This window comes from Crocosphaera sp. XPORK-15E (genome assembly GCF_034931425.1).
Lineage (GTDB): Bacteria > Cyanobacteriota > Cyanobacteriia > Cyanobacteriales > Microcystaceae > UHCC-0190.
In genome coordinates this window covers 24,438-49,180 of record NZ_JAYGHQ010000004.1, presented here as the reverse complement: position 1 = coordinate 49,180, position 24,743 = coordinate 24,438, and the positions used below count along the sequence as shown (strand labels likewise).

26 protein-coding genes are annotated in these 24,743 nt (G+C 38.6%); 11 read left to right on the top strand and 15 right to left on the bottom strand.

The genetic code is table 11. From position 1 onward, the window contains the following. Positions 1-9 precede the first annotated feature (9 nt). A complete protein-coding gene (locus tag VB691_RS04285) occupies positions 10-357 on the top strand; it encodes a hypothetical protein (RefSeq protein ID WP_323290230.1) in 348 nt (115 codons plus the stop codon). Positions 358-459: 102 nt separating this feature from the next. Next, positions 460-708: an HNH endonuclease signature motif containing protein gene (locus VB691_RS04280; protein ID WP_323290429.1), complete on the top strand. Its 249-nt coding sequence runs from the start codon at positions 460-462 to the stop codon at positions 706-708. Between the two features lie 13 nt (positions 709-721). Here VB691_RS04280 and VB691_RS04275 read toward each other — a convergent pair whose 3' ends face one another. From VB691_RS04275 to VB691_RS04255, 5 genes are all read right to left on the bottom strand, one after another. Next, entirely contained in the window at positions 722-892 is a 171-nt protein-coding gene (locus tag VB691_RS04275; RefSeq protein ID WP_323290229.1) for a type II toxin-antitoxin system HicB family antitoxin, read from the bottom strand. A gap of 109 nt (positions 893-1,001) precedes the next feature. Further along, the gene (locus tag VB691_RS04270) at positions 1,002-1,211 is read right to left on the bottom strand and encodes a DUF2283 domain-containing protein (protein WP_323290228.1); all 210 of its coding nucleotides are present in this window, start codon (positions 1,209-1,211) and stop codon (positions 1,002-1,004) included. After that, positions 1,201-1,467, bottom strand: coding sequence for a DUF4258 domain-containing protein (locus VB691_RS04265; protein ID WP_323290227.1), 267 nt, complete (start codon positions 1,465-1,467; stop codon positions 1,201-1,203). The genes VB691_RS04270 and VB691_RS04265 overlap by 11 nt, the downstream gene beginning before the upstream one ends. A 134-nt stretch (positions 1,468-1,601) precedes the next feature. Next, entirely contained in the window at positions 1,602-2,003 is a 402-nt protein-coding gene (locus VB691_RS04260) for a fasciclin domain-containing protein (RefSeq protein ID WP_323290226.1), read from the bottom strand. Positions 2,004-2,169: 166 nt separating this feature from the next. Next, positions 2,170-3,678, bottom strand: coding sequence for a UbiD family decarboxylase (locus VB691_RS04255; RefSeq protein WP_323290225.1), 1,509 nt, complete (start codon positions 3,676-3,678; stop codon positions 2,170-2,172). Positions 3,679-3,893: 215 nt separating this feature from the next. Here VB691_RS04255 and glcD point away from each other — a divergent pair, with 215 nt between their 5' ends. Next, positions 3,894-5,372, top strand: a complete 1,479-nt coding sequence (gene glcD, locus VB691_RS04250) for a glycolate oxidase subunit GlcD (RefSeq protein ID WP_323290428.1) — start codon at positions 3,894-3,896, stop codon at positions 5,370-5,372. 65 nt (positions 5,373-5,437) lie between these two features. Further along, positions 5,438-6,529 carry a nicotinate mononucleotide-dependent phosphoribosyltransferase CobT gene (gene cobT / locus VB691_RS04245; RefSeq protein ID WP_323290224.1) on the top strand — a complete coding sequence of 364 codons (1,092 nt, stop codon included), beginning with the start codon at positions 5,438-5,440 and terminating at the stop codon, positions 6,527-6,529. A gap of 156 nt (positions 6,530-6,685) precedes the next feature. On the opposite strand, the gene VB691_RS04240 is transcribed toward cobT, so the two are convergent. Further along, positions 6,686-7,963 carry an MgtC/SapB family protein gene (locus VB691_RS04240; protein ID WP_323290223.1) on the bottom strand — a complete coding sequence of 426 codons (1,278 nt, stop codon included), beginning with the start codon at positions 7,961-7,963 and terminating at the stop codon, positions 6,686-6,688. A gap of 127 nt (positions 7,964-8,090) precedes the next feature. On the opposite strand from VB691_RS04240, the gene VB691_RS04235 reads away from it, so the two are divergent. The 5 genes from VB691_RS04235 (at position 8,091) to smpB (ending at position 12,800) form a co-directional block, all read left to right on the top strand. Then, positions 8,091-9,590, top strand: a complete 1,500-nt coding sequence (locus VB691_RS04235) for a glycoside hydrolase family 10 protein (protein WP_323290222.1) — start codon at positions 8,091-8,093, stop codon at positions 9,588-9,590. A 223-nt stretch (positions 9,591-9,813) separates the two neighbouring features. Beyond that, complete coding sequence (locus VB691_RS04230; protein ID WP_323290221.1) at positions 9,814-10,164, top strand: hypothetical protein; 351 nt, start codon at positions 9,814-9,816, stop codon at positions 10,162-10,164. Positions 10,165-10,200: 36 nt separating this feature from the next. Next, the gene (locus VB691_RS04225; protein WP_323290220.1) at positions 10,201-11,709 is read left to right on the top strand and encodes an AAA family ATPase; all 1,509 of its coding nucleotides are present in this window, start codon (positions 10,201-10,203) and stop codon (positions 11,707-11,709) included. Positions 11,710-11,846: 137 nt separating this feature from the next. Further along, on the top strand, positions 11,847-12,200 hold the full coding sequence (locus VB691_RS04220; RefSeq protein ID WP_323290219.1) for a DUF1257 domain-containing protein: 354 nt from the start codon (positions 11,847-11,849) through the stop codon (positions 12,198-12,200). A gap of 132 nt (positions 12,201-12,332) precedes the next feature. Beyond that, a complete protein-coding gene (gene smpB, locus VB691_RS04215; protein ID WP_323290218.1) occupies positions 12,333-12,800 on the top strand; it encodes an SsrA-binding protein SmpB in 468 nt (155 codons plus the stop codon). Here the strand turns inward: smpB and VB691_RS04210 are convergent. Beyond that, on the bottom strand, positions 12,777-13,844 hold the full coding sequence (locus VB691_RS04210) for an anthranilate phosphoribosyltransferase family protein (RefSeq protein WP_323290217.1): 1,068 nt from the start codon (positions 13,842-13,844) through the stop codon (positions 12,777-12,779). The genes smpB and VB691_RS04210 overlap by 24 nt on opposite strands. A 243-nt stretch (positions 13,845-14,087) precedes the next feature. Between VB691_RS04210 and tkt the strand changes: the two genes are divergently transcribed. Then, complete coding sequence (gene tkt, locus VB691_RS04205) at positions 14,088-16,094, top strand: transketolase (protein ID WP_323290216.1); 2,007 nt, start codon at positions 14,088-14,090, stop codon at positions 16,092-16,094. 132 nt (positions 16,095-16,226) lie between these two features. Here the strand turns inward: tkt and VB691_RS04200 are convergent, their stop codons facing one another. Both VB691_RS04200 and VB691_RS04195 read right to left on the bottom strand, forming a co-directional pair. Beyond that, on the bottom strand, positions 16,227-16,496 hold the full coding sequence (locus VB691_RS04200; protein ID WP_323290215.1) for a type II toxin-antitoxin system RelE/ParE family toxin: 270 nt from the start codon (positions 16,494-16,496) through the stop codon (positions 16,227-16,229). Next, the gene (locus tag VB691_RS04195; protein ID WP_323290214.1) at positions 16,489-16,782 is read right to left on the bottom strand and encodes a hypothetical protein; all 294 of its coding nucleotides are present in this window, start codon (positions 16,780-16,782) and stop codon (positions 16,489-16,491) included. Before VB691_RS04195 ends, VB691_RS04200 begins: the two co-directional genes overlap by 8 nt. Before the next feature lie 196 nt (positions 16,783-16,978). Here VB691_RS04195 and VB691_RS04190 point away from each other — a divergent pair, with 196 nt between their 5' ends. Further along, on the top strand, positions 16,979-17,749 hold the full coding sequence (locus VB691_RS04190) for a nuclear transport factor 2 family protein (RefSeq protein ID WP_323290213.1): 771 nt from the start codon (positions 16,979-16,981) through the stop codon (positions 17,747-17,749). Positions 17,750-17,819: 70 nt separating this feature from the next. On the opposite strand, the gene VB691_RS04185 is transcribed toward VB691_RS04190, so the two are convergent. The 6 genes from VB691_RS04185 to bchB all read right to left on the bottom strand — a co-directional run bounded on the left by VB691_RS04185 (position 17,820) and on the right by bchB (position 24,670). Continuing rightward, positions 17,820-18,818, bottom strand: a complete 999-nt coding sequence (locus VB691_RS04185) for a TIGR00341 family protein (protein ID WP_323290212.1) — start codon at positions 18,816-18,818, stop codon at positions 17,820-17,822. A gap of 63 nt (positions 18,819-18,881) precedes the next feature. After that, entirely contained in the window at positions 18,882-19,580 is a 699-nt protein-coding gene (locus VB691_RS04180) for a DevA family ABC transporter ATP-binding protein (protein ID WP_323290211.1), read from the bottom strand. A 10-nt stretch (positions 19,581-19,590) separates the two neighbouring features. Continuing rightward, positions 19,591-20,742, bottom strand: coding sequence for an ABC transporter permease DevC (gene devC, locus VB691_RS04175; protein ID WP_323290210.1), 1,152 nt, complete (start codon positions 20,740-20,742; stop codon positions 19,591-19,593). Between the two features lie 5 nt (positions 20,743-20,747). Then, positions 20,748-22,064 (bottom strand): ABC exporter membrane fusion protein, encoded by a 1,317-nt coding sequence (locus VB691_RS04170; protein ID WP_323290209.1) that lies wholly within the window; start codon positions 22,062-22,064, stop codon positions 20,748-20,750. A gap of 127 nt (positions 22,065-22,191) precedes the next feature. Continuing rightward, entirely contained in the window at positions 22,192-22,884 is a 693-nt protein-coding gene (gene psb32 / locus VB691_RS04165) for a photosystem II repair protein Psb32 (RefSeq protein ID WP_323290427.1), read from the bottom strand. Between the two features lie 259 nt (positions 22,885-23,143). Then, positions 23,144-24,670: a ferredoxin:protochlorophyllide reductase (ATP-dependent) subunit B gene (gene bchB, locus VB691_RS04160; protein WP_323290208.1), complete on the bottom strand. Its 1,527-nt coding sequence runs from the start codon at positions 24,668-24,670 to the stop codon at positions 23,144-23,146. Positions 24,671-24,743: the final 73 nt, after the last annotated feature.

The window sequence follows — 24,743 nt, the reverse complement described above, 5'->3', positions numbered from 1 at the left end:
TCAGTCAAAATGATGACCAAAAAACAAGCAATTGAATTTGCTAAACAATTTAACTGGACAGGTGCTGATGCTGAAAGAGCATTTAATGGCTTGAATTTAACGGAAGCTAATGAACAAGATATTTTAATAGCATTAGCTCAATTTTCAGGACAAGAATTATTAAATCGGCAGCGACTTCAAGCTGCACAAAAAGCCCAAGTTACTAGAAAGAAAAGTGAGATCAAACAAATAGAAACTGAATATCAACAACAAATCGAAGAAAGTCAGCAAAAAATTCAGGAAATGCGAAGTGTTTTTATTCCTGTTAGGCTCTCCCGATATCTTGGTGCAAAATGTATAATAAGTTACAATACTTAAGATGGTGGGTTACGACGCGGATTAAAACTTATTAGTTTTTCATCAAAATCATAGCCGCGTCTAACCCACCCTACGAATCATAAGCTTTACTTATCACCACACATACGGGAGAGCCGAACTGAGTTTAACCGTTGGCGTAATTCTCAAGAAGGGCAAGAATGGAAAAAGCAAAAATATCGTCAACAAAATAAATTATGTCCAATTTGCAAAGAGACTATTACTAATTTAAAAGGTTCTCATATTGACCATATTAAACCACTTGTTGATTATCCTTATTTAGCTTTAGATACTGATAATATGCAAGTTACTCATGCAGAGTGTAACAAGTCAAAAGGCAGAAAAATTGATTAATTAGGTTATTTTCTTAATCTTCTAACTGATCTAACAATTCTGCTAGATATCCTGCGACTGCTTCATAAAGATTTTGCAGTAATTCCTCAAAATTATCCCCTTGTGTCGCACAACCAGGTAAAGCAGGAACTTCTGCCCAATATCCCCCTTCTTCTGCTTCATGGACAATAATTTGTAGTTTCATTTTTTGAATTATCTGGCAATTAGTTTATAACTTCAGTATATATAAGTATAATATTTTTTGCCTAAAATATGCCATTAAATCTATTTTTTTGACTTTTATACATTGGACTTTACCTCAATTTAGAAACTATCTTATCTGTTGATTTTAAATTAAAATGTTGAATTTTTTTAGAAGCATTTAAAACTTCAATTCCAATGACATTTCTGGCAGAATCATAGTCTAAAATAATGCCTGGACTGACAGAATCACTTTCTTCAATTTCTGCATCACTCCAACTAATTCTTAATACATCAACCTCACTATCATATTTAGCTTCCATTGTCTAATCTCCAGTATTTTTTGATTTTGCTAGTAACGTAAACAGTCACAATTATGTTAGGTTGGACCAAATCACTGATATAAGCCCTTAGTAAATAGGTTTTGTCATTGTTTGCTTTAAATGTACCTTGATAGACTTTTAATCCATCTTCTTCTAAAATTTGTTCAGGATACTCTAAAATGAGTTCTAAAATATGAATAGGAATTCTTCGCTTTTGTAGTTCCCCCTGTGCGTGTTGACTAAGACTAAATTGCATCTTAACTCTTTATATTATATCTTATATTACTCGGCTTGGATATATTCCGGTGATCGCTACTGAATTGAAAAGGGCATAATGGTATTATGCCCCTACATGATTTACATTGGTTTTAACCTGGTTAAACTCTATTTTTACCCCATCAAAATGACATTATCAATCACATGAATAACCCCGTTATCTGCTTCAATATTTTCCATGATAACGGTTGCATTTTTCACTTCAAAGCCATCAGAACAATCAATAGAAATGGGTGAACCTTCAACAGAAATCACACTATTAACTTGTGCTAAATCAGCTTTCATTAATTTACCGGAAACCACATGATAACAAAGAATACGAGACAATTGAGGAATATTTTGTAATAAAGTGGTAATAGTTCCTGGAGGTAGTTTAGCAAAAGCTGCATCTGTTGGGGCAAAAACCGTAAAAGGGCCAGGACTTTTTAGGGTATCTACTAAGTTAGCGGCACTCACAGCAGCCACTAAGGTTTTAAAGTTATCATTATTAACGGCAATATCAACAATATCAGGCATATTTTTAAGAGATAAATGTCAACAACGTTTTAAATTATAGCCTAATTATAGCCAGAAAATTTATCAGATCTAAGATTGAGAAAAAATTCTGTAGGGTCAATTAATGAATTAACCCTACCAAAACACTCAATATTTAGAGGCGTTGCGTAAGTCCTGACCTTTTACCTTACTGAATATCATAACCAAACAAATTGGCATTCACTTCAGTTAAGATAATATCCCCTAAACCATATTCTATCCAACGACGATCAACCATTGCAGCAACGTCAGAATCTGACTCTAAGGGTTCTCCCCATTCATGATTAGTTTCAGGATACATTTTTGTAGTTGCATCAATGCCCATTCTTCCCCCTAACCCAACTTTTTCACTAGCAAAATCTAGGGTATCAAAGGGCGTTTCTGGTAAGATAAAAACATCTCTTGATGGGTCAACCTTAGAACTAATTGCCCAAACAACTTGACGGGGATCACGAATATTAATATCCTTGTCCACCACGATCACAAATTTGGTATAAGTAAACTGAGGTAAGGCACTCCAAAATGCTAAAGCGGCCCGTCTTGCTTGTCCTGGATAAGCCTTATCAATAGAAATAATTGCCGCTTTATAACTCAGGGCCTCCATTGGTAAGAAAAAGTCCGTAATTTCAGAAACTTGTTGTCTTAAAATCGGGGTATAAATGCGATTTAAAGCAATAGCCATCATCGCTTCTTCTTTGGGAGGACGACCACTAAATGTGGTTAAATAAATAGGATCTTTACGATGAGTAATACAGTGAAAACGTACCAGAGGAGAATCTTCTAAACCGCCATAATATCCCATGTGATCTCCAAAAGGGCCATCAGGTAACACTTCACCAGGGGTAATAGTTCCTTCTAAGATAAATTCTGCATCTGCTGGCACTTCTAGATCAAGGGTTTTACACTTGGTTAATTGTACTCCAGACCCCCCATATAAGCCCGCAAATAACCATTCTGATAAATCTACCGGAATGGGGGTAGCTGCTGCCATAATAATCAAAGGATCAACACCAAGGGCGATCGCAATTTCCAATTTTTTGCCCTTTTCTGCTGCTTTTCGTAAATGTCTGGCCCCTCCTCTAACAGATAACCAATGTACCGTCATGGTGTTATTAGATTGCAACTGTAAGCGATAAACACCGACATTAGGGGTTCCCGTTTCGCAGTCTCTGGTAATTACAAGTCCTAAGGTGATAATTTTGCCCGCATCTCCAGGATAAGGACGAATGAGAGGTAAAGTATTAAGATCGACTTCATCCCCTTCTATGACCACTTGTTGACAGGGAGGAAGAAAGCTTTTTCCTGGTTTCGCTTTGATCACATCAAAGAGAACTTTACCAAAATCAATGGCCTGAGAAATCTTTTTAGGAGGTTTCGGTTGTTGCAACATGGCTAATTTTTCCCCCAAAATTTCTAATTCTTGGGGTTTTTCCATCTTCATGGCCCAACATATTCGTTCAACGGTTCCCATTAAGTTGATAGCGACGGGAAACTTGGCCCCTTTCACATTTTCAAAGAGCAGGGCCGGGCCTCCTGCTTGTAACATTCGGTTAGATATTTCGGCAATTTCTAAATCAGGATCGACTAAACTACTGATGCGTCTTAGTTGTCCCCGTTGTTCGAGTTGTTTGATAAATCCCCGTAAATCTCTGGCCATGATAGAAAATGTAAAGTTTGTTTTTATTTATTGTGACGTATTTTGGGGAGTTGTGGGGATTGTGGGAGGAGACTTAACTCTAGTGCTATAGTTTTATTGAGTAGACAAAAAAGCCGATTATTTGAGAAAGACTAGATGAAAACTTGTCATCGGGCAGTATTGATTCAACATTGCCTTTTGTCTACAATAAACATAGGAATCTACAACTTATTATGATGCTATTTAATCCAATTCTCAACGACACAGATAAAAAATGGAAACCCATCATCAAAGCATTAGAAACGGCCATTGGTAAAGATGGGGTAATTCGTCGCAAAGAAGAACTATTAACCTATGAATGTGACGGGTTGACTAGCTATCGTCAACGGCCTGCAATAGTTGTGCTTCCTCGTACCACTGAAGAAGTAGCCGCAGCAGTTAAAATATGTCATGATTATCAAATTCCTTGGGTTGCTAGAGGCGCAGGAACAGGGTTATCTGGAGGGGCGTTACCTGTAAAAGATTGCGTATTAATTGTAACAGCCCGTATGAACCAAATCCTAGAAATTGATTTAGAAAATCAACGGGTTATTGTGCAACCTGGTGTTATTAATAATTGGGTAACACAAGCAGTTAGCGGGGCTGGTTTTTATTATGCACCTGATCCTTCAAGTCAAATTATTTGTTCCATTGGAGGTAATATTGCCGAAAATTCTGGGGGAGTTCATTGTTTAAAATATGGGGTAACAACCAATCATGTTCTAGGCTTAAAATTAGTGATTCCTGATGGGTCAATTATTGATGTTGGGGGTAGCATTCCTGAGATGCCTGGTTATGATTTAACGGGGCTTTTTGTGGGGTCTGAAGGCACGTTAGGCATTGCCACAGAAATCACTTTAAAGATTCTGAAAACCCCTGAAGCAATTTGTGTCTTATTAGCGGATTTTACCAGTGTAGCAGCAGCCGGACAAGCGGTGGCTGATATTATTAGTTCAGGGATCATTCCTGCGGGTATGGAAATTATGGATAACTTCTGTATTAATGCGGTGGAAGATACGGTTAAAACGAACTGTTATCCCAGAGATGCGGCGGCTATTTTGTTAGTAGAATTGGATGGGTTACAGGTAGAAGTTTCCGCAAATAAAGAAAAAGTGGCTCAAATTTGTCGTCAAAATGGGTCACGGGAAATTACCTCAGCTAATGATTTAGAAACCCGTTTAAAATTGTGGAAAGGCAGAAAAGCGGCCTTTGCTGCGGCGGGAAATATTAGCCCTAATTATTTTGTACAAGATGGGGTTGTTCCTCGCACACAATTAGCCAATGTTTTAGAAAGAATTAATCAATTAGGGAAAGAATATGATTATCGTATTGCTAATGTATTTCATGCAGGAGATGGCAACTTACATCCTTTAATTTTATATGATAATTCTATTCCTGGACAATGGGAAAAAGTGGAAAAATTAGGGGGAGAAATTCTTAAATTATGTGTTGAATTAGGAGGCAGTTTATCCGGTGAACATGGTATTGGGGCTGATAAAAATTGTTATATGTCCTATATGTTTAATGAGGTAGATTTAGAGACAATGCAATGGGTAAGAAATGTCTTTAACCCTGATAATTTAGCTAACCCTGGTAAACTGTTTCCTACTCCTCGCACTTGTGGAGAGGCAGCTAATGCGAAAATGGCCAAGTTTAAAGGAGTTGATTTATATTAATTCTTCTCAACTTTTATAAGGGCGAATACCATTCGCCCCTACAATTTTATTTATCAAATAAATAGATGATTCGTATTTATACACAGAAAGAAATAGCTCAAAAATGGTTGAATAAGTATCAATATTTTTCGCCTATTTTTGCTTGTATTTTAGGCTTTACTGAGACTTGTTTAATACCAGGAATTTCCGCAGCAGGGGCAACCCCTGAAGCCAGAAAATATACGGCGATCGCTGATGCTGAATTTTTAATTAATGGGGTAAAATCTCATTATAAATATCCTTTACCGCCTTTAATAGAAGGGGTTTCTCCTGTTTTTATTACTCGCGCTGTAGTCGAATCATTAAACATTCCCCTATATTTATTTAATGCAGGATTACTTTATGTTCCTTCTGTTCCTTATTTAGATTTAGGGGGAATTCCTGCAAACTGTTTAACCACCGGAAACGCCTTACCTTTAGATATGGTTTATCATCTCTTTCAACAAGGTTTAGACTGGGGGAAAAAGCTAGGAAATAATACACAAAAACAGTATTTAATTCTTAGTGAATGTGTGGTTGGGGGAACAACAACAGCTTTAGCAATTCTTACAGGATTAGGCATTAAAGCAACAGGAAAAGTTAACAGTAGTCATCCTAATTGTAATCATAAACAAAAAAAAATTATTGTTAAACAAGGACTAAAAGAAGCTAATTTGTATCCAATATCAAACCAAATTGAACCTTTTAAGTTGGTTGCTTCTGTAGGTGATCCAATGCAAATTGTTGTGGCAGGAATGGCCATAGCAGCAAGTCAAAAAACGGGGGTTTTATTAGCAGGAGGAACCCAAATGTTAGCAGTTTATGCCCTGATTAAAGCCATTCTTAAAAGTAACCAAAATCAAGCAAAATTAGATAATATTGTGGTAGGAACAACCCGTTGGGTAGCAGAAGATCCCACAGGGGATACAGTTAGTTTAGCTGAGTCTATTGGTGATGTTCCCCTATTAGCAACTCAACTCAGTTTTGCTAAGTCTTCTTACCCTCAATTACAAGTATATGAACAAGGATACGTTAAAGAAGGAGTAGGGGCCGGAGGAGCGGCGATCGCGGCTCATTTATCTTATAATTGGACTCAAGAAAAGTTATTATTTGAAATTGAAAATTTGTTAACCTTATGAAGAAACAAATCGCTTTGCTTGGAGAATTTAATTCAACCTTTAAACCCCACATATTCACAAATTTAGCAATTAAACATTCATGCTCTTTATCCCCTCAAATGCCACATCCCTTAGTAACAGCTTTTGTTAAGACTATTTATGAGAAAAAAGCTCAGATTAATGATTCAGAAAAATGATGGGAATTAAGCCAAGAATAGCCAAAGAAAGTAACAAAAAAAAGCTTTGTCTTCCCGTCGGTTGATCGCCGAAAACTATGGCATATATTCCCTTAATTAAATTATTACTGGCCGCAGCAATTAAAATCGCTCCACCTGCTACAGATAAAGAGGTAGAATGTCCCGTTGATTGAGTAATTCCTAAGATGAAAGGATCGATATCTGTTACTCCCATAATTCCCGCTAAAACATATAATCCACTACTTCCTAAATACAAGGCGGTATAATGGGTAACAATGACCATAACCACAAATAAAAAAGCAAACAAAAAAGCTGCTTTTAATTCTAAGGGATTTCGCGCAGAATAACTTTGTTTTTCTTCAGAAGGTGTCACATTTGGATCTTTTTTTGATGACCAAAACCAACCACCTATCAAGGCAAATAAGGCCAACAAAACAAACGATAATGTTAATTCTTTACCCAAATTATGATTAAATAAATTAATAAGAATAGTTAATCGTAAATACATGATTGCAGAAGCCATTAGAATGCCTCCTGCGTAGCGATGAGGGGACTGATTACGGGTCGATTGTTTAGCTAATGCTACGGTAGTTACTGTGGAAGAATAAGCCCCCCCTAAGAGAGCAATTAACGCAACGCCTCCCCGATCTTTGAAAACCTTTTGCAACAAAAAACTGCCATAAGAAATGCTACTGACTGCTACTACAATTAACCAAGTTTTAAAGGGATTAATTTCAAATATACCGAAGGTTTTGTTAGGAAGAATAGGAAGAATAACCGCCGTCAGAAAAAGAAATTTAGTAAAAGTCAAGATATCTTCAGGAGAAAATTTATGAGCTAACCCTTCCAGCATTGACTTTAATTCTAGTAGTAGTAAGCTAATAATTACTAAAGTTGAAGCTATCCAAAATCGATCATGATAGACTAATGCACCGACAACGTAGGTTGCTAAACCTGCCATTTCATTTGTTAAACCTGAGTCTTGAGAAGACTGCATTTTGTGCCAGTAAGACAACATCATCAAACCACCAATAACAGTAAAACCTGCGGCAAGGGGTAACATTTGTCCGCTAGAAAGGGAGGCCATACTATAGCCAATTAACCCAATTAAAGGATAAGTACGAACGCCACCAAAGGCGTATTTACCTGAAGTTAGCTTCCATTCTTCTCTTTCTAAACCAATGAGAAATGAAAGTAAAAACACCAGCAAAATTTTAAATACTTCAGGAGAAATTAAATTAATTATTTGTTTAACCATATCTCTCCCACATTGTTAAATTCATAAATGGTAACAATTAGTCAATAAAAATAATCATAACCCCTAGCATCTTATGCAAACCATCGCTAAACTATAAATGATCTTCCTCACTCTTAATTTCCTGCTTATGAGATGGTCTATTTTTTGCCAAAGTTGGCGATCTATCTTTAAATCTCGGCTTTTACAACTGTTTTTTGCCACATTTTTTGGCATTTTATTGCTTAGTCATCCCATTTTTGCCTTTGCTCCCCCCAATCAGGAAATTCGGGGGGTTTGGTTGACTACCAATGATACTAATACCCTACTTGATCAACCCAAATTAGAAGAAGCGATCGCCCAATTATCTCGTCTTAATTTTAATACGGTTTATCCTGTTGTTTGGAATTCGGGTTATGCCCTTTATCCTAGTGCTGTCGCCGAAAAAATGGGAATTCAGCCCTTTGTACATAAAGGGTTTCAAGGACAAGATCCCTTGACAGATTTAATCGCTAAAGCCCATAATCAAGGCTTATTAGTGTTGCCCTGGTTTGAATTTGGGTTTATGGCCCCACCCACCTCAGAATTAGCCACAAAACACCCTCAATGGCTTACCCAAAAAAGAGATGGCACACAAACCACCATTAGTGCAGCAGGGGAAGTGGTTTGGTTAAACCCCTTTCATCCAGAGGTACAAAAATTTATCACATCTTTAGTTATTGAAGTGATGAATTTATACGATGTAGATGGTATTCAATTTGACGATCATTTATGCTTACCCAGTGAATTAGGCTACGATAAATATACCGTCAATTTATATAAAAAAGAAACGGAAAAAGATCCCCCCGCTAATCCTAAAGATGAAGCCTGGTTAAAATGGCGGGCTGATAAAATGACGGCTTATGTTTCCCAACTCAATCAAGCTATTAAAGCAAAAAAAAGTAACGCCATCTTTTCTGTTTCACCTAATCCTTATGACACAGCCTATAGTGCTTATTTACAAGATTGGTTAACCTGGGTAAGACAGGATATAATTGATGAATTAGTGGTGCAAGTTTATCGGCCTGATTTGGCAAGTTTTGTTAAACAATTAGAACGGCCAGAAATTCAAGAAGCCAGGAAAAAAATACCAACAGGGGTGGGAATTTTAACAGGTTTAAGAAATCGACCGATTGAAATGGAATTTATTCAAGAAAAAGTATTAGCAGCCAAAAAATATGGTTTGGGAATTTCTTTCTTTTTCTATGATAGTCTATGGAATTATGCCCCTGAAACTGTTGCAGAAAGACAAGAAAAGTTTTTAGCCCTTTTTCCTTATCCTGCTGATCGTAAGTTAGAAATTCCTAAACCCCCCACAACTCCTACTCCTGAGCAACCAACAGAAAACACCACACTAATTGATAACTTTACACCTTATGAACCTGTTGAAACTATAGTTCCAGTTGAAAATAATCTCCCTGAGCAACCAGCCGAAATCATTATCCCCGTTGAAACAGCTACCCCTAATCAACCCGTGGAAAATACGACTCTGATTGAGAATTCTACCCCTTATCAACCGCCAGAAGATAAGCCTCCCGTTGATGAATTTGAACCCTATCAACCGCCGGAAGATCTGCCTCCCGTTGAGGAATTTAAACCCTATAACCCCTAAATTTGCTCTGGGATATAGCGTTTATCGCAACGAGTGAGGTACAGAGGATAAGTCTTAAACCCTTATCTCACAAGGGTTTAAGACTTCCCCTATAGGCGGCTTGAAAACTTAGTTTGTTAAGTAATGTTACAATTATACTGTCATAGTGGTTTAACAGCTTGACAGCTAAAGAGAAACTCGATAGAGTAAGGACACATACCCGGGTAACCTCAGCTAGAGTGATATGCAAGACAAGCAAAAAGTCACACTATATCTTCCCCCTGGAATCCACCGACAGCTTAAAATTAGAGCCGCCATTGATCAAGATTCGATGTCAGCCCTTGTCGAGAAAGCGATCGGCTTTTATCTCAAATATCCTGAAAAGGTAGAAGAAGTAGAAGCAGCAGCTTATGGCAAAACCCACCGAGTCCATATTTGTCCAGAATGCGAAGCCGCCATGGTGATGCGAGACGGACAGATGGCTTCCCTCAAAAATCAACCCAGTATTCTCACGGAAGAATTCCCCCTGGATGTCAGGGAAACAGTTCCGGCAACCGCCGAAGTTTCCGGCGAAGAAGCCTTAGTTCCCTGCTAAGAAGCTTTACCGTCTAACCTTTATTAGGTCGATGCCATGAAAGAAGAGCTAAACATACTCATACAGGCTCAGTATCCTTTAATATACCTAGTTACGTCCGAAGAAGAAAGAGCAGAGCAAGCGATCGCCAAAATCGCGCAACAATATAGTAGACAGCGACGTATCTTTTCTTGGACTGTGACCCACGGAATGGTGGAGTATGGTCAGCCTGGCAATACGACCCAACATAACACTGTTAATGCGGAACCCGCCATTGGCTGGGTTATGCGAGAAAAAGAACCAGGGATTTTTATTTTCAAGGACTTGCATCCTTTTATTGCAGATGCCAACGTCACAAGGTCTTTAAGGGATGCCATAATCAGCTTAAGGGGAACCGAGAAAACGATTATCTTAATTTCTCCCCTGCAACAGATTCCCATTGAACTCGAAAAAGATATTGTTGTTTTAGACTTTCCTTTTCCCGACTTAGCCGAACTTAATCAGGTATTATCCCGTCAACTCGATCAAACTAAGAGTCGTCGCATCACAACAGAAGCCCGTGAAAAGCTCCTCAAAGCGACCCTGGGACTTACCAAAGATGAAGCGGAAAAAGTTTATCGTAAAGCTTATGTTAAAGCTGGTCGCTTAACGGAAGAAGAAGTCGATATCGTCTTATCGGAGAAAAAGCAGCAAATTCGGCGCAACGGCGTTTTAGACTATATTGAAGAAGACGAAACCCTCAACTCTGTCGGGGGTCTAGAAGAACTCAAGAAATGGTTAAAACAGCGTTCTGATGCCTTCACCGAAAGAGCGAGAGAATACGGTTTACCCCAACCCAAAGGGATGTTAATTTTAGGGGTTCCTGGCTGTGGAAAATCTCTTATTGCCAAAACCACCGCCCGTTTATGGGGACTGCCCTTACTTCGGTTAGACTTAGGTAGAGTTTATGATTCAGCCGTTGGCCGTTCCGAGGCGAACTTAAGAAACGCCCTGAAGACTGCCGAATCAATTTCCCCAGTTATCCTCTTCATTGATGAACTGGACAAAGCCTTTGCCGGGAGTGCGGGGTCTGCGGACTCTGATGGCGGAACTTCTAGTCGGATTTTTGGCTCATTCTTAACCTGGATGCAGGAAAAAACCTCTCCCGTGTTTGTGATGGCTACGGCCAACCGGGTGGAGCGTTTACCTGGAGAGTTTTTACGCAAAGGGCGATTTGATGAAATCTTTTTTGTAGATTTGCCCGACTTGGAAGAGCGTCAAGCAATTTTTAATATTCACCTTAGCAAGCGTCGCTCAGACATTGCTCGCTTCGATATTGAGCAGTTAGCTAAGGTTTCTGATGGATTTTCTGGTGCCGAGATAGAGCAAGGGATCATCGCTGCGATGTATGAAGCCTTTGCTCAAGATAGGGAGTTTACGCAGCTAGATATTATTGCTGCCATTAAATCAACCCTGCCCCTATCTCGCACCATGACTGAACAGGTGACAGCCCTTCGGGACTGGGCGCGGCAAAGAGCGCGACCTGCCTCAGCCTCCGTCGCTGAATACCAGCGATTGGAGTTCTAACAAGCTTTCGCCTGCTCCCAACAGGTGGAAAGGCTAGCAGTTAGCTAGCAGTATATCAAGAGCCGTTTATGTTAAAACGGCAAATTCAAACCCTAAATTGTTGTTGTTGACTTCTGTTCTACTGGAGGAAATCGAAAATGTCTCACTTTAGCACTCTACGCACCAAAATTACGGATGCTGAAATTTTAAAAGCTTCTTTACGGGATCTTGGTATTTTCGTGAAGACCGAAGCTGATGTAAGAGGTTATAACGGTCAGCGCATTCGTTCTGATATCGTAGCTGTTCTTGATGGCGAATATGATCTCGGTTGGTCTCGTAATAGTGATGGTAGCTTTGATCTCATTGCTGACCTTTGGGGTGTTGCTAAGAAGCACAACCAAACCGAATTAATCAACTCCATCAATCAAAAGTACGCAGTTAACAAGACTTTAGCTGAAGTTAAGCTGCGTAATCTTGAGAAAGCTAATATCAATTTAGTTCTTCACAACTAAGATTTAGCGTGCGTTCCCAAGCCTAGGGGTTAACCAGTCGTCGGTTAACCCTTTTTTTTCCTCTGTTTGTAAAATATTTAAAGCTCTGGGGGGGTTGTCCCTACAGGAAAAAGGTGTTAACCTAGAAAGGCTATGGGAAATCAAGATCAACCTATCAAAATTGTTAGTGATAATCGTAAAGCTCGCTTCCTCTATGAAATTTTGGAGACTTATGAGGCGGGTATCGAGCTTGTGGGAACGGAAGTTAAGTCCATTCGTGCGGGCAAAGTTAACTTGGCCGATGGCTATGCTTTAATCCGCAATGGGGAAGCCTGGTTACTTAATGTTCATATTTCCCCCTATCAAGCCAGTAGTCAATATTTTAATCATGAGCCGCGCCGCAGTCGGAAGTTATTGCTACATCGCAAGCAAATTAATCAACTTATTGGGCAAATCGAGCAAAAAGGCTTAACGTTGGTTCCCCTGAAAATGTATCTCAAGGGAAGTCTGGTAAAAGTTAGCCTTGGACTGGCCAGGGGTAAGAAACTCCATGATAAACGGGAAACCCTGAAACGTCGCCAGGATGATCGAGATATCTCACGAGCGATGAAGCGTTACTGATGCGGAGATTTCTTGCAATTTTTGAGCCACTTGTCCTTCGGTTAAGAGGGTTTTTGCTTGAGTAAATGCAGTAGATAAATCCTGACAAACACCACAACGCCAGAGATAAAAGCCACCATTATAAATAGCTAAATCCATCAGATCATTAGGTGTACCTTGTAAGATTTGCTGCATTTGGTCAATAAGTTGGGCTGCAGAGATCAAGGGAATATCTTTGCCCCCTAAATGATAATCCTGGGGATGAAGATGGAGCCGCTCCCATTGGGGTTCCCTATGGGGTTGATTGATACCAATAATGGCAGTACGACTTTGAGGCAGATCACAACTGCCTTCTAATCCTTTAACAGTAGTGAAATTGGCAAAATCTCTTAGTTGAAAGGTTTCCCGAAAGAAGGTTTCTGTCGGGGGATGAACAAACCCCGAAACAATATGAACCTGATTACTCGAACAGGGGGCCCACATTAATTCTAAGGTAGCTAGGGGAGGCCGTTTGCCGATTTGCTCCCGATAGGCCACTAATTGATTTGCTAGGGGAAAATGACGGGGTAAATAAATAAAAGTCAGGCCGGTTTTTTCTAGGAGTTGTTGACTATCAGTGAGAGATAACTGGGAAAAATCAACCCCTAACCCTTGCAAAATAGTAATTAAGGGCAATCCATATTTAGTCGGCATTCGATCGCCCCCATGGAGGATTATCGGAACCCCTGCGGTGGCTAAAATAAGAGCGGTGAGTGTCGTAACTGGAGCAGTGCGCGATCGCCCATCATAGGGAGTGCCTAAAACGGTGACGGGATAATCAAAGGTAAGGTTATTAATATTGAGTTTTGGCCCTAATTCAGCATAAGTATCGAGCATTCCTGCTAATTCTTGAGGGATGGGGCGTTTAATACGATGAACCATCAAAAAAGCTCCAATTTGGGCGGGAGTTGCTTCAGCCAATAACATCATTTTCATGGCATCAGCAGCTTCAGCACGGGTTAAATCTTTGCTTGTATGAACACCGCTACCAATTTTTTTGAGATATTCTCTAAATATATTGCTCATCGCGTTAAAAATTCTGGTTACAACAAATTATCCCTATTTCGTTGAAATTTGGCTAGGGTATGTTCTTAATTAAGAACTGTTACTAAGAGTGACACCCTTTACTCGATAAAATTCTGATACTATATCTTCCCATCGTTACGCAAGAGTGGGATGATAATTACAAACCTTGGGGCAGCCTACCGCTAGCAGGTTCTTAACTCCATACCCATTGTTGTCTTATCGTAGTTTATTTCAAGAGAAGTTATGGTTGTTGCCACCCTCGAAAAACTCTGTATTAATTCTATTCGCTTTTTAGCCGTTGACGCGATAGAAAAATCCAAGTCAGGACATCCAGGACTCCCTATGGGAGCGGCTCCGATGGGTTTTGTCCTCTGGGATAAGTTCATGCGGTTCAACCCCAAAAACCCCAAATGGTTTAACCGCGATCGCTTTGTCCTGTCTGCTGGTCACGGCTGTATGTTACAGTACGCTCTACTATACCTGACTGGTTATGATAGTGTCAGTATCGAAGATATTAAACAATTTCGTCAATGGGGATCTAAAACTCCTGGACACCCCGAAAACTTTGAAACTGAAGGGGTAGAAGTTACCACCGGACCTTTAGGACAAGGGATCGCCAATGGAGTCGGTTTAGCTTTAGCTGAAGCTCATTTAGCTGCTACCTTCAACAAACCTGATGCTACCATTGTTGACCACTATACCTATGTAATTTTGGGTGATGGTTGTAACATGGAAGGGGTTGCCAGTGAAGCTTGTTCCATTGCCGGACATTGGGGTTTAGGTAAACTGATCGCCCTCTATGATGATAACCACATCTCGATTGATGGTTCTACCGATGTCGCCTTTACCGAAGATGTGTCCAAACGCTTTGAAGCTTATGGTTGGCACGTTATCCATGTTAAAGATGGTAACACCGATTTAGCTGCGATCGCCAAAGCCATTGAAGAAGCGAAAGCGGTAACAGATAAGCCTTCCATGATTAAAGTAACCACAACTATTGGTTACGGTTCCCCCAATAAACAAAACACCGCAGGTATTCACGGGGCAGCATTAGGAGCGGAAGAAACTGCCCTAACCCGCAAAGGTTTAGAGTGGGAATACGAGCCTTTTGTCGTGCCTCAAGATGTGCTTGCTCACATGAATAAAGCCATTGAACGGGGTGCAAACTATGAAGCTGAATGGAATAAAGCTTTTGCAACTTACAAATCTAAATATCCCTCAGAAGCGGCTGAATTTGAACGTTATTTAAGTAATAAACTGCCTGACGGTTGGGACAAAGTATTACCTACTTTTACCCCTGAAGATAAAGCATTACCCACCCGCAAACATTCGGAAGCTTGTTTGAATAAATTAGCTCCCGTTTTACCGGAATTAATTGGAGGTTCGGCTGATTTAACCCACTCCAACTTAACAGAACTGAAAATTTCTGGTGATTTCCAAAAAGGACATTATGAAAACCGTAACATCCATTTTGGGGTCAGAGAACACGCCATGGGTGCTATCTGTAACGGCATGGCCTTACATGGTTCTGGTTTAATTCCCTATGGTGCGACTTTCTTAATCTTTACCGATTATATGCGGGCGGCTATCCGTTTGTCAGCTTTGTCTCAAGCGGGTTCTATTTGGGTGATGACTCATGACTCCATTGGACAAGGGGAAGATGGCCCCACTCACCAACCTATTGAAACCTTAGCTTCTTTACGGGCTATTCCTAATCTAACGGTATTTCGTCCGGCGGATGGAAATGAGTGTTCTGGGGCTTATAAAATCGCCATTGAGAAGTCTAAAAAACATGAACCTAGTCTTTTAGCCTTCACTCGTCAAAATGTGCCTAACTTACCAGGAACTTCGATGGAAGGCGTGGCAAAAGGTGGTTATACCATTGTTGATTGTAGTGGTACTCCTGACCTAATTTTGATGGGAACTGGTTCAGAATTAAGTCTCTGTGTGACTGCGGCTGAAAAATTGACCAGTGAAGGTAAGAAAGTCCGGGTGGTTTCTATGCCTTCTTGGGAGTTATTTGAAGCTCAAGATGCAGCTTATAAAGAGTCTGTTCTACCTAAAGCTGTGACCAAACGGTTATCAGTAGAAGCTGCTGCCAGCTTTGGTTGGCACAAATATGTTGGCTCTGAAGGTGATACCGTCAGTATTGATACTTTTGGTGCTTCTGCTCCTGGGGGAACCTGTATGGAGAAATTTGGCTTTAGTGTTGAGAATGTATTAGCTAAAGCTAAGGCAGTTTTAGGATAATTCCTAATAGCTCTGATTAACTAAATTTAATTAATTAAGCCCTCTAATTTTCTTGATATTAGGGGGTTTTTTCAATATTTAGGGTTTGTTGAAAAAGTATTTTATTAGATTTAGAATCAATAGAAATGAGTCTTACAAATTACGATACACTTCACCATCATTACGTTTACCAATTTTAAATACTCTAATTTTATCATCCTCAACTGTGTATAAAATTCGGTATTCACCTTGATCTACTCGATAACCTTTTTCATATCCTTTTAACTTTTTACAATCTTGAGGAAAGGGATTATCTTGCAAAGTAAATATTTTGAAAACAATCTGCTTGATAAATTTTGGTTGAAGATTTTTTAAGCTTTTTCTAGCAGAGTATTCAATAATAAATGAATATTCTTTACTCATCCTCATCTCCCGATGTTAAATCTTTAATTGTCAAGCCAAATTCTTCTAATAACTCATCAAAAGTTATACTAGGTTGACCTTTACTTTCTTCTACCGCTTGACGCAATAATTCAGAATCTCTAGCATCTTCTAATGCTTCTAAATATTCTAATTCTGCATAATTAATAATGGCAACTTTACCTTTACCTTCCTTTTCTATAATGATTCTTTCCCCTTCAATTTCAGCTTTTTTAACTAATTCTAAGAGTTGATTCGGATTAACTATTTCATTGATTTTAATCATCATATTTTACTTATTCCAAATGATTCATTAACCTAATTATAACATATTTCTCTGTATTCAATCAAAAATATCAATATTAATAGGTAAGGCGGCCATTACCCACCCTAAAAGCTTAAATTTTGTTTTTGTCTGGGCAAATAAATAATTAACCACCTATAATTTAGGGGGTTAAAAAATTCACTAAAAACGGACTATACAAATGACCTATCAGCGTTGGTTTCTCTCGATTGTACTCGGTTTTGGCTTAAGCTTAGGGGGCCATTCTGCACTCCGTGCGGAAAGTCCTGACAAGGCCCCAGTTGAATTAAAAGCTCTCATTACCCAAATTGATGCCGCGGCCAATCGACAGGACATGGAAAGGATAAAATCTTTGTATAGTGATCAGTATGTCACGGCTGACGGGTTGATGTTCGCTGAATTTTCCCAAGGGTTACAAAAGTTCTGGAAAGATTATCCTAATTTACAATATAAAACTGAACTTTTGTCCTGGGAAAAAGATGGCAAAGGTTGGGTTGTTGAAACTGTCACGACGGTGACAGGAACCAGTGAAAAAAATGCGAGAAAGGTTCAATTAGATGCAAAAATTAAATCCCGTCAAACCTTTCAGGATGATAAATTAGTTCGTCAAGAAATTCTCTCAGAAGAAACTAAACTAAGCTCTGGCGAACATCCACCACAAATTAAAGTAAATTTACCAGAAACAGTCAAGGTTGGAGAAGCTTTTGATTTTGATGTAATTGTGGATGAACCTTTAAGTGATGAATTGTTAGCAGGAATGGCTATGGCTGAAAAAATTGATGCGGAACGCTATTTAGAGCCATCAAAAATGGAATTAGAATTATTACAATCAGGGGGACTATTTAAAAGGGTTCCGGGGGAAGATAAAGCCCAAAATCGTTGGCTTTCTGCTATTTTAGTCCGCAGTGATGGCATTGTCTTAATTACTCGTCGGGTTCGTGTTATTCCTTAACATTATAATCGATCAGATCAAGCAGTAGAAAAAAGGCAAAACCCTGTTAATTTATGTCATTTTGCCTCCCTTATTTATCTTGATCTGATGTTTTTATGATTTGAGTTGGGGTGACTTCAAAGATTACTTTAAAAGAATGTTCTAATTCATTTTTTAATCGTGTTTCTACTATTTTAACTTCATCGGGTTCAATGGGATAAACTGATCGCACCTTAACTAACACAACAGGAGGATGTTTACCCCAGTTAATACTCACATTAAAAACTTTAACATCTCGCCGATTGACTAAAGATCGTGTGACTAAAATTTGTTCAATGGAATCATGAATTTTTGCTTTACTAATTAATTGCCAAAAACTAATCCCTAAAGGAATAGCTAATAACATAATTAAAATTAGCGAAACCCCCCAAGATAAGGATCTGGCTAACTCATTACTCTTAGCATATCCTCCTAAAAAATAGATAATAACACAAGCTAAATTAATGCCGATTAAATTAGTTAAATAAAGTAAGCCGGCCCCTGATGCAATTTCCCATTCTCCTTGAGCTAAAGCGAGGCCAACAACACAAATAGGTGGCATTAAAGCAACGGCGATCGCTGTACCAGGAATGGCATCTCCAACGGAAGGACGAATCTTTGCATAACCACTAATTCCTCCCGCAAAAATTGCAATTAATAAATCAATTAATGTAGGTTGTGTTCTCGATAAAATTTCTTCGCCAAACTCAGGAATGGAGACAATTAACCCAACTACCCAAGAACAAAAAATAGATAAAAAAGTCCCTATAAAAATAGCATTAAAACTACGACGTAATAGCTCAATATCTCCTTCTAAGGTAGCAAAAGAAAATCCTCTTAATGGCAACATCAATGGAGCAATAATCATCGCCCCAATAATCACAGCTGCACTATTAATAATTAAGCCTAGTGTAGCAATTAAACAGGAACCAAGACTGAGAATTAAATAATTTTGGGTTAATTTAGATTCTTGAAATAATGATTCTCTAAGTTGCAGGATAGGAATTGCTCCTAACCCCATCTTTTTAATAATTTCCCAGCTTCTTTTCATATAATTTGTGAGATTGGAGTAGATAAGCAATTACTTATTTTAAATGACATTGAAATCATCAGTCTAATTCATGGTTAATAAAGTTTCCTTAAGGTGGCCATCTTCTAATTCAACGATGCGATCAGCCACATCTAAAATGCGGTTATCATGGGTGACAATTAAAATGGTGCAGCCTTGTTCTTTGGCTAATTTTTGCATAATATTGACCACATCATGACCCGATTTACTGTCAAGAGATGCGGTGGGTTCATCCGCTAATACTAACTGAGGATGACTCACTAAAGCGCGGGCGATCGCTACTCTTTGTTTTTGTCCCCCTGAGAGGTTTTGAGGATAATAATTAAGGCGATCGCTTAATCCTACAGCTTGTAACATTTCGATGGATTTTTGTTTAATTTCTGCCCTGGAATATTGGGGATGTAATTCTAAGGACATTTGTACATTTTGTCTCGCTGTTAAACATTCTAAAAGATTATGAGATTGAAAAATGTAACCAATATTACGGCGAATTTTTACTAATTGATTTTTCTTAGCCCCTACTATTTCTTGTCCTAAAACTTTAAGACTTCCCGTTTGGGCAGATCGTAACCCTCCCATTAAGGTTAATAAGGTGGTTTTTCCTGAACCTGATGGCCCTTTTAAAATGACAACATCTCCTGATTTAAGTGTTAAATTAATCTGAAAAAGGATTTGTTTTCTGAGTTCTCCTTTTCCAAAATAATGATCTAAATTTTGAATCTCAATGACAGGTTTGTTATTCATAATTTATAGTTTAAAAGATATCAGCAGGATCAGCCGCCCGTAATTTACCCACAGCAATCATTCCTGAAATACAACACATAATAATCGTTAAAATTAAAACTGTAATTGCCCTAGATGTTATCATCATAATTGGTAATCCGGTGGCTTTAGCAGCATTATAATATAGTAACATCGAAAAAGATACTCCAGGAAGAAAGCCAACTAATCCTAAGATAATGGCTTCTTGAAATACAACCGTTAAGAGATAAAAATCGGTGTATCCCATTGCTTTTAGGGTAGCATATTCTGGTAAATGATCGGCTACATCTGTATACAAAATTTGATAAACAATTACTGTGCCTACCACAAACCCCATAATAGTTCCTAGGGTGAAAATAAAGCCAATTGCTGTCCGATTTTTCCAGTAATTTTTCTCATGTTGAATAAATTCTTTTTTGGTATAAAAGGTAATATCTTCACTAGAAAAATCTTTTCTTAAAAATTGCAAAGTATCTGCTACATTAGCATCAGGTTTTAATTCAATTACCCCGATATCAATTAAGCCTTTTTCTCGCTCAGGAAATAAGCGTAAAAAATTAATATCACTGGTTACAATTGTACCGTCGGCACCAAAAGAAGTACCTACAGCAAAGAGTTGTCCGACTTTTATCTGTCTGTTTCCCACTTCAACTTTTACGGTTTTTCCTGAATTAAATAACTCAGGAATAGGGCCAAATTCTTTCCGAGAAAGCCGATCAAACAAAACAGTATCCTGCTGTTTTGTTAAGGATATATTTTCGGTAATTCCTGGCAATTGAATAACATTTTTATTAGGATTTAAGCCGACAACAAAAACAGTGCGAGTTTTCCTTTCTATGGGATTTTTCCAAGGTGAAATACCAATATAAATTGGAGTAACATTTTGGACTTTATCAACACCCAAAACATCATATAATCTTCGTTGAGAAAAACTTCTAATTCCCGTTAGACTATCGGTTTTAGAATTGAGGATAAAAATATCACCTTGTAAACTTTCATGTAGTCGCACAGAACTATTAAATAAAGCATCCCTAAAACCTAACTGCATAAACATTAAAACATCAGCAAATCCAATGCCCGCTAAAGCAACTAATAAGCGGGTTTTTTCATGGGTTAATTGTAACCAAGATAGAGGCGTTTTCATGATAATTATAATTTAATTTCTGTAACAACTTTGGCATAAGTTAATCCCGAAACTTTTTGACTTGCTTCTGGGGTTAATAGGATTTTTACTTCAACTACTCTGACATCAACATCAGCAGCAGGATCAGTATTTAAAACATCTTTCTTACCAATTTGTAAACCTATCTCATTAACAGTTCCTTCTAATTGCCCTACAAAGCTATTATTATCACTTTTTATCAGAGCTTTTTGTCCAATTTTAACCTGATTAATTTCGCTTTCATATACCTCGGCAATGACCATCATTTGCTCGGTTTTTCCTAGTTCGACAATGCCATTTGTATCGTCAACTTTTTCCCCTGGATAAGTATTGATTTTGAGAATTTGTCCAGCGATGGGAGACTTAATATAAACTAAGTCTAAATCAGCTTTTGATTCTTGTAATTGTGCCATAGCTTGATCTACTTCTGCTTGAGCTTTTTGCACATCAACTGGACGCACTTCAGCAATGCGATTTAAAGTAGCTTTAGCTGAATAAATTTCTTGGGTTAAACTATTAATTTCTTTGCGGGATCTGGCCTTTTCTACTTCTATCTGTTCTATCAAAGTATTGACGGTTTTTTTGAGTTTTTCTTGCCCCTCTATTAAACTTTTTTCGGCCTGTTCTAATTTGAGTTGACGCTGATCTAAGTCTGATTGAGAAATTACCCCATCTTGGGCTAAATTTTGATATCTTTGATAGTCCCGTTGAGCATCTTTTAATTCTGCTTCTAAGCGTTCAATTGTCGCTTTTTGCTGTTGTTTTTCCCCCTCTAATTCCATCTCTAACTGAGCAATTGTTGCTTGGTTGGTGGCGATTTCTCCGGTTAATTCTGCCTCTAATTGTTTAATAGTGGCTGCTTGGGCTTCAATTTCTCCAGTTTTGGCCCCTGCTTGAATAATATTTAAGTTTGCTTGGGCAACTTTTACCTGCTGTTTTGCTGCATTGAAGGCGGCTTCTTTTTGGTCAATTGTGTTTAAAATGGCAATGGTTTCTCCTACTTTTACCTTATCCCCTTCTTTGACTAATAATTGTTTAATTTTGGCCCCTCCTTGGGTGGGTGGTGGTGCGAGTTTGATCACCTCTCCGTAGGGTTCGAGTCTTCCTAATGCTGAAATTGCTTGTTTTTTGGGGGGGGTAACAGTTGCGGTAACAGATGACTCTGGGGACTCATTACGGCTGATTTTTAGGGTATAAATGGCTGTTGTTCCAATTAAGCATAATCCTAGGACAGAAAGGGCAATTATCCAAGGTTTGCCATGTTTCGGGAAAAGGGATTTTTTCAACTCTGCTGCTTGTCCCATCTGTGTTTACCAAAATTAGGGTTGGTTTTATACTAGACTGTACGGTTTGATTATAGCGTTTTTTTTGAATCTGTCATTATGGTTGTAGGGGTTAACGGCTGTTAGCCCCTACAGAGTTAAAATTAAGTTATCTTCCAGGAAGACCAACATACCAAAAATAGGTGGCCATAGGAATGGCAGTGGCCAAGACTAATAAAACAATCACCCAAGTAGTCGCATTTGCGTCGTCGGTGTCTTCTGCACTGGTAAAAGTGCTTTCGATGTTAATTTCCTGAGTCGCTGGGGGGCCGGGATCTGGATCACCCGATAAGACAGCAACTAAGCGATCGCTTGCGTCTAAAAATGCCTGATTATATTTTGCCCCATCCCGCAGAGGAAAAGCAACAGTTTCTTTAACAATACTGGTAGCAATATCATCAGTTAGGAGGCTTTTAGTCGCATCTCCTTGACGTAGAGCAGTATTATTAGTGAAGGTATCAACTACTAAGATGATCTGGTTTGCTTGTGCTTCTGGGGTGGGATACCATTTGCTAAAAATATCATCCGCTAAGCTTTTGATCGTGGTGTCATAGTCTAACCGACGCACAGCAATTAGTCTAACTTCCTTTCCGGTGTTTTCTGCTAATTTGCTTAACTGATTACTTAATTCGTTTTCATTAGATAAACTAATCGTATTCGCTTGATCTACCACCCAAGTTGATGATCCTGCACTTAACACAGGGAGATCATAGACTCCTGTTGCGGTTGCAGAGGGGACAACTAGGGTAATGGCGATCGCCAAGGACAAGAGCAGTCCGATGAGGTATTTTAGTTGTTTCATGGCAGTTTGTTTTGAATGGGTATAATAGCTGAATTTCAAACCATTATAAAAGATGATTGCACTCATTTAGATAACTAAATTGTTCCAATTAATAGAAACTGTATATTTAATATTTTCTTTTGAGTTGCTCAACGGAAATCACCTTACCTTCTTTAACATTGTTTTTGCTTTAATAAAAGCGTCTTTAAATCCTTCAATTTTTAATAGTTCCTCAGTTATTAGATATAACAGAAGGTGGGCATTGCCCACCCTACATTAATTAAGCACCTACAGCTTCTTTTGCTGCATACATTACCTCAAGAGTAATCTCAGAAAATCCTCGTTCACGGGCAAATTTTTCAGTATTTCGCTTGACTTTACCCCGCACAAAACCAGGAATTTTATTCAATTCTGCTTGTGCTTCTTTGTTCCAATTCAAATCAGAATCAGCCGAAATTCCCTTAGTAATTACCTCTTTAGTATCATGGCCTCCAAAGATTTCTAATAGGTGATCTTCCATTCCCAAAGTAAAGGAATTGTACACTAAATCTGCAATCTGATTTGTGCCTTCATATCCACAGAAAGGTTTATAACCAATAGGGAAGTTTTGAATATGAATTGGTGCAGCAATAACCCCACAAGGAATGTCTAATCTTTTACCTACATGACGTTCCATTTGTGTCCCAAAAATAGCAGAAGGTTCAATGCGTGCGATCGCATCACCAATGGCCCCATTATCATCACTAATTAACACTTCATCGCAATATTCGCTAACTTGTTCCTTGAACCATTCTGCATCATATTTACAATAAGTTCCTGCTAAAACCACATGAATTCCCATCTCCCGTGCGAGAATTTTAGTAATAGCAGCAGCATGGGTATTATCTCCAAAGACAACCGCTTTTTTACCCGTTAAATTCTGACAGTCAATAGACCGAGAAAACCAAGCAGCTTGAGACACATATAAGGTCTGTTCGTTGATATAATTTTCATAATCAACATTAGCACCTTGAGCATTAATTATCTGTTGAATTTTACGAATACACCGCGCTGTTTCTACCACTCCCATTGGGGTAATATCGACATAAGGCATCCCAAATTCTTCCTGTAAATATTGGACTGACATTAATCCTAATTCTCGATAAGGAGTCAAGTTAAACCATGCTTTCGGTAAATTTTTTAAGTTATGAACCGATGCACCTTCAGGAATTACTTCATTAACTTCAATTCCCAAATCTTTCATTAACCGTTTTAACTCAGTACAGTCATGTTGGTTATGGAAACCAAGGGTAGAAATGCCGATAATATTAACAGAAGGATTCGCTGTTTTTTCTGAGGATAATTCTCCCTTTTTACGAGCTTTTTCGAGGTAAAACTTAACAATTTGATGCAAAGTTCTGTCGGCTGCTTGTAACTCATTATAGCGATAATGATTAACATCAGCTAACATTACATCCCCTTTAGCATCCATTTGAGCGCGGTCTACAAAATTGGCTAAATCTTCTTGTAAAATACTAGAAGTACAAGTAGGTGTTAAGACAATTAAATCTGGGTTTTCTTCCCCATCTTTACGAACAATATTATCTATAACTTTCTCTTGAGAACCCCGCGCTAAAACATTACGATCTACAATACTGGCAGTAACAGGGGTAAAATTTCTTTCCCGTTCCAACATTGACCGCATTACGTTAAAATAATCGTCGCCAAGGGGTGCGTGCATAATCGCATGGACGTTTTTGAAGGAACTAGCAATGCGTAGGGTTCCAATGTGTGCAGGGCCAGCATACATCCAGTAAGCGAGTTTCATAGAGTTCTCCCAATGTGTTGAATAAGACGTGATGATGACACGATTTTAAGCTGTTTTTGATTGTCTCAAAGTT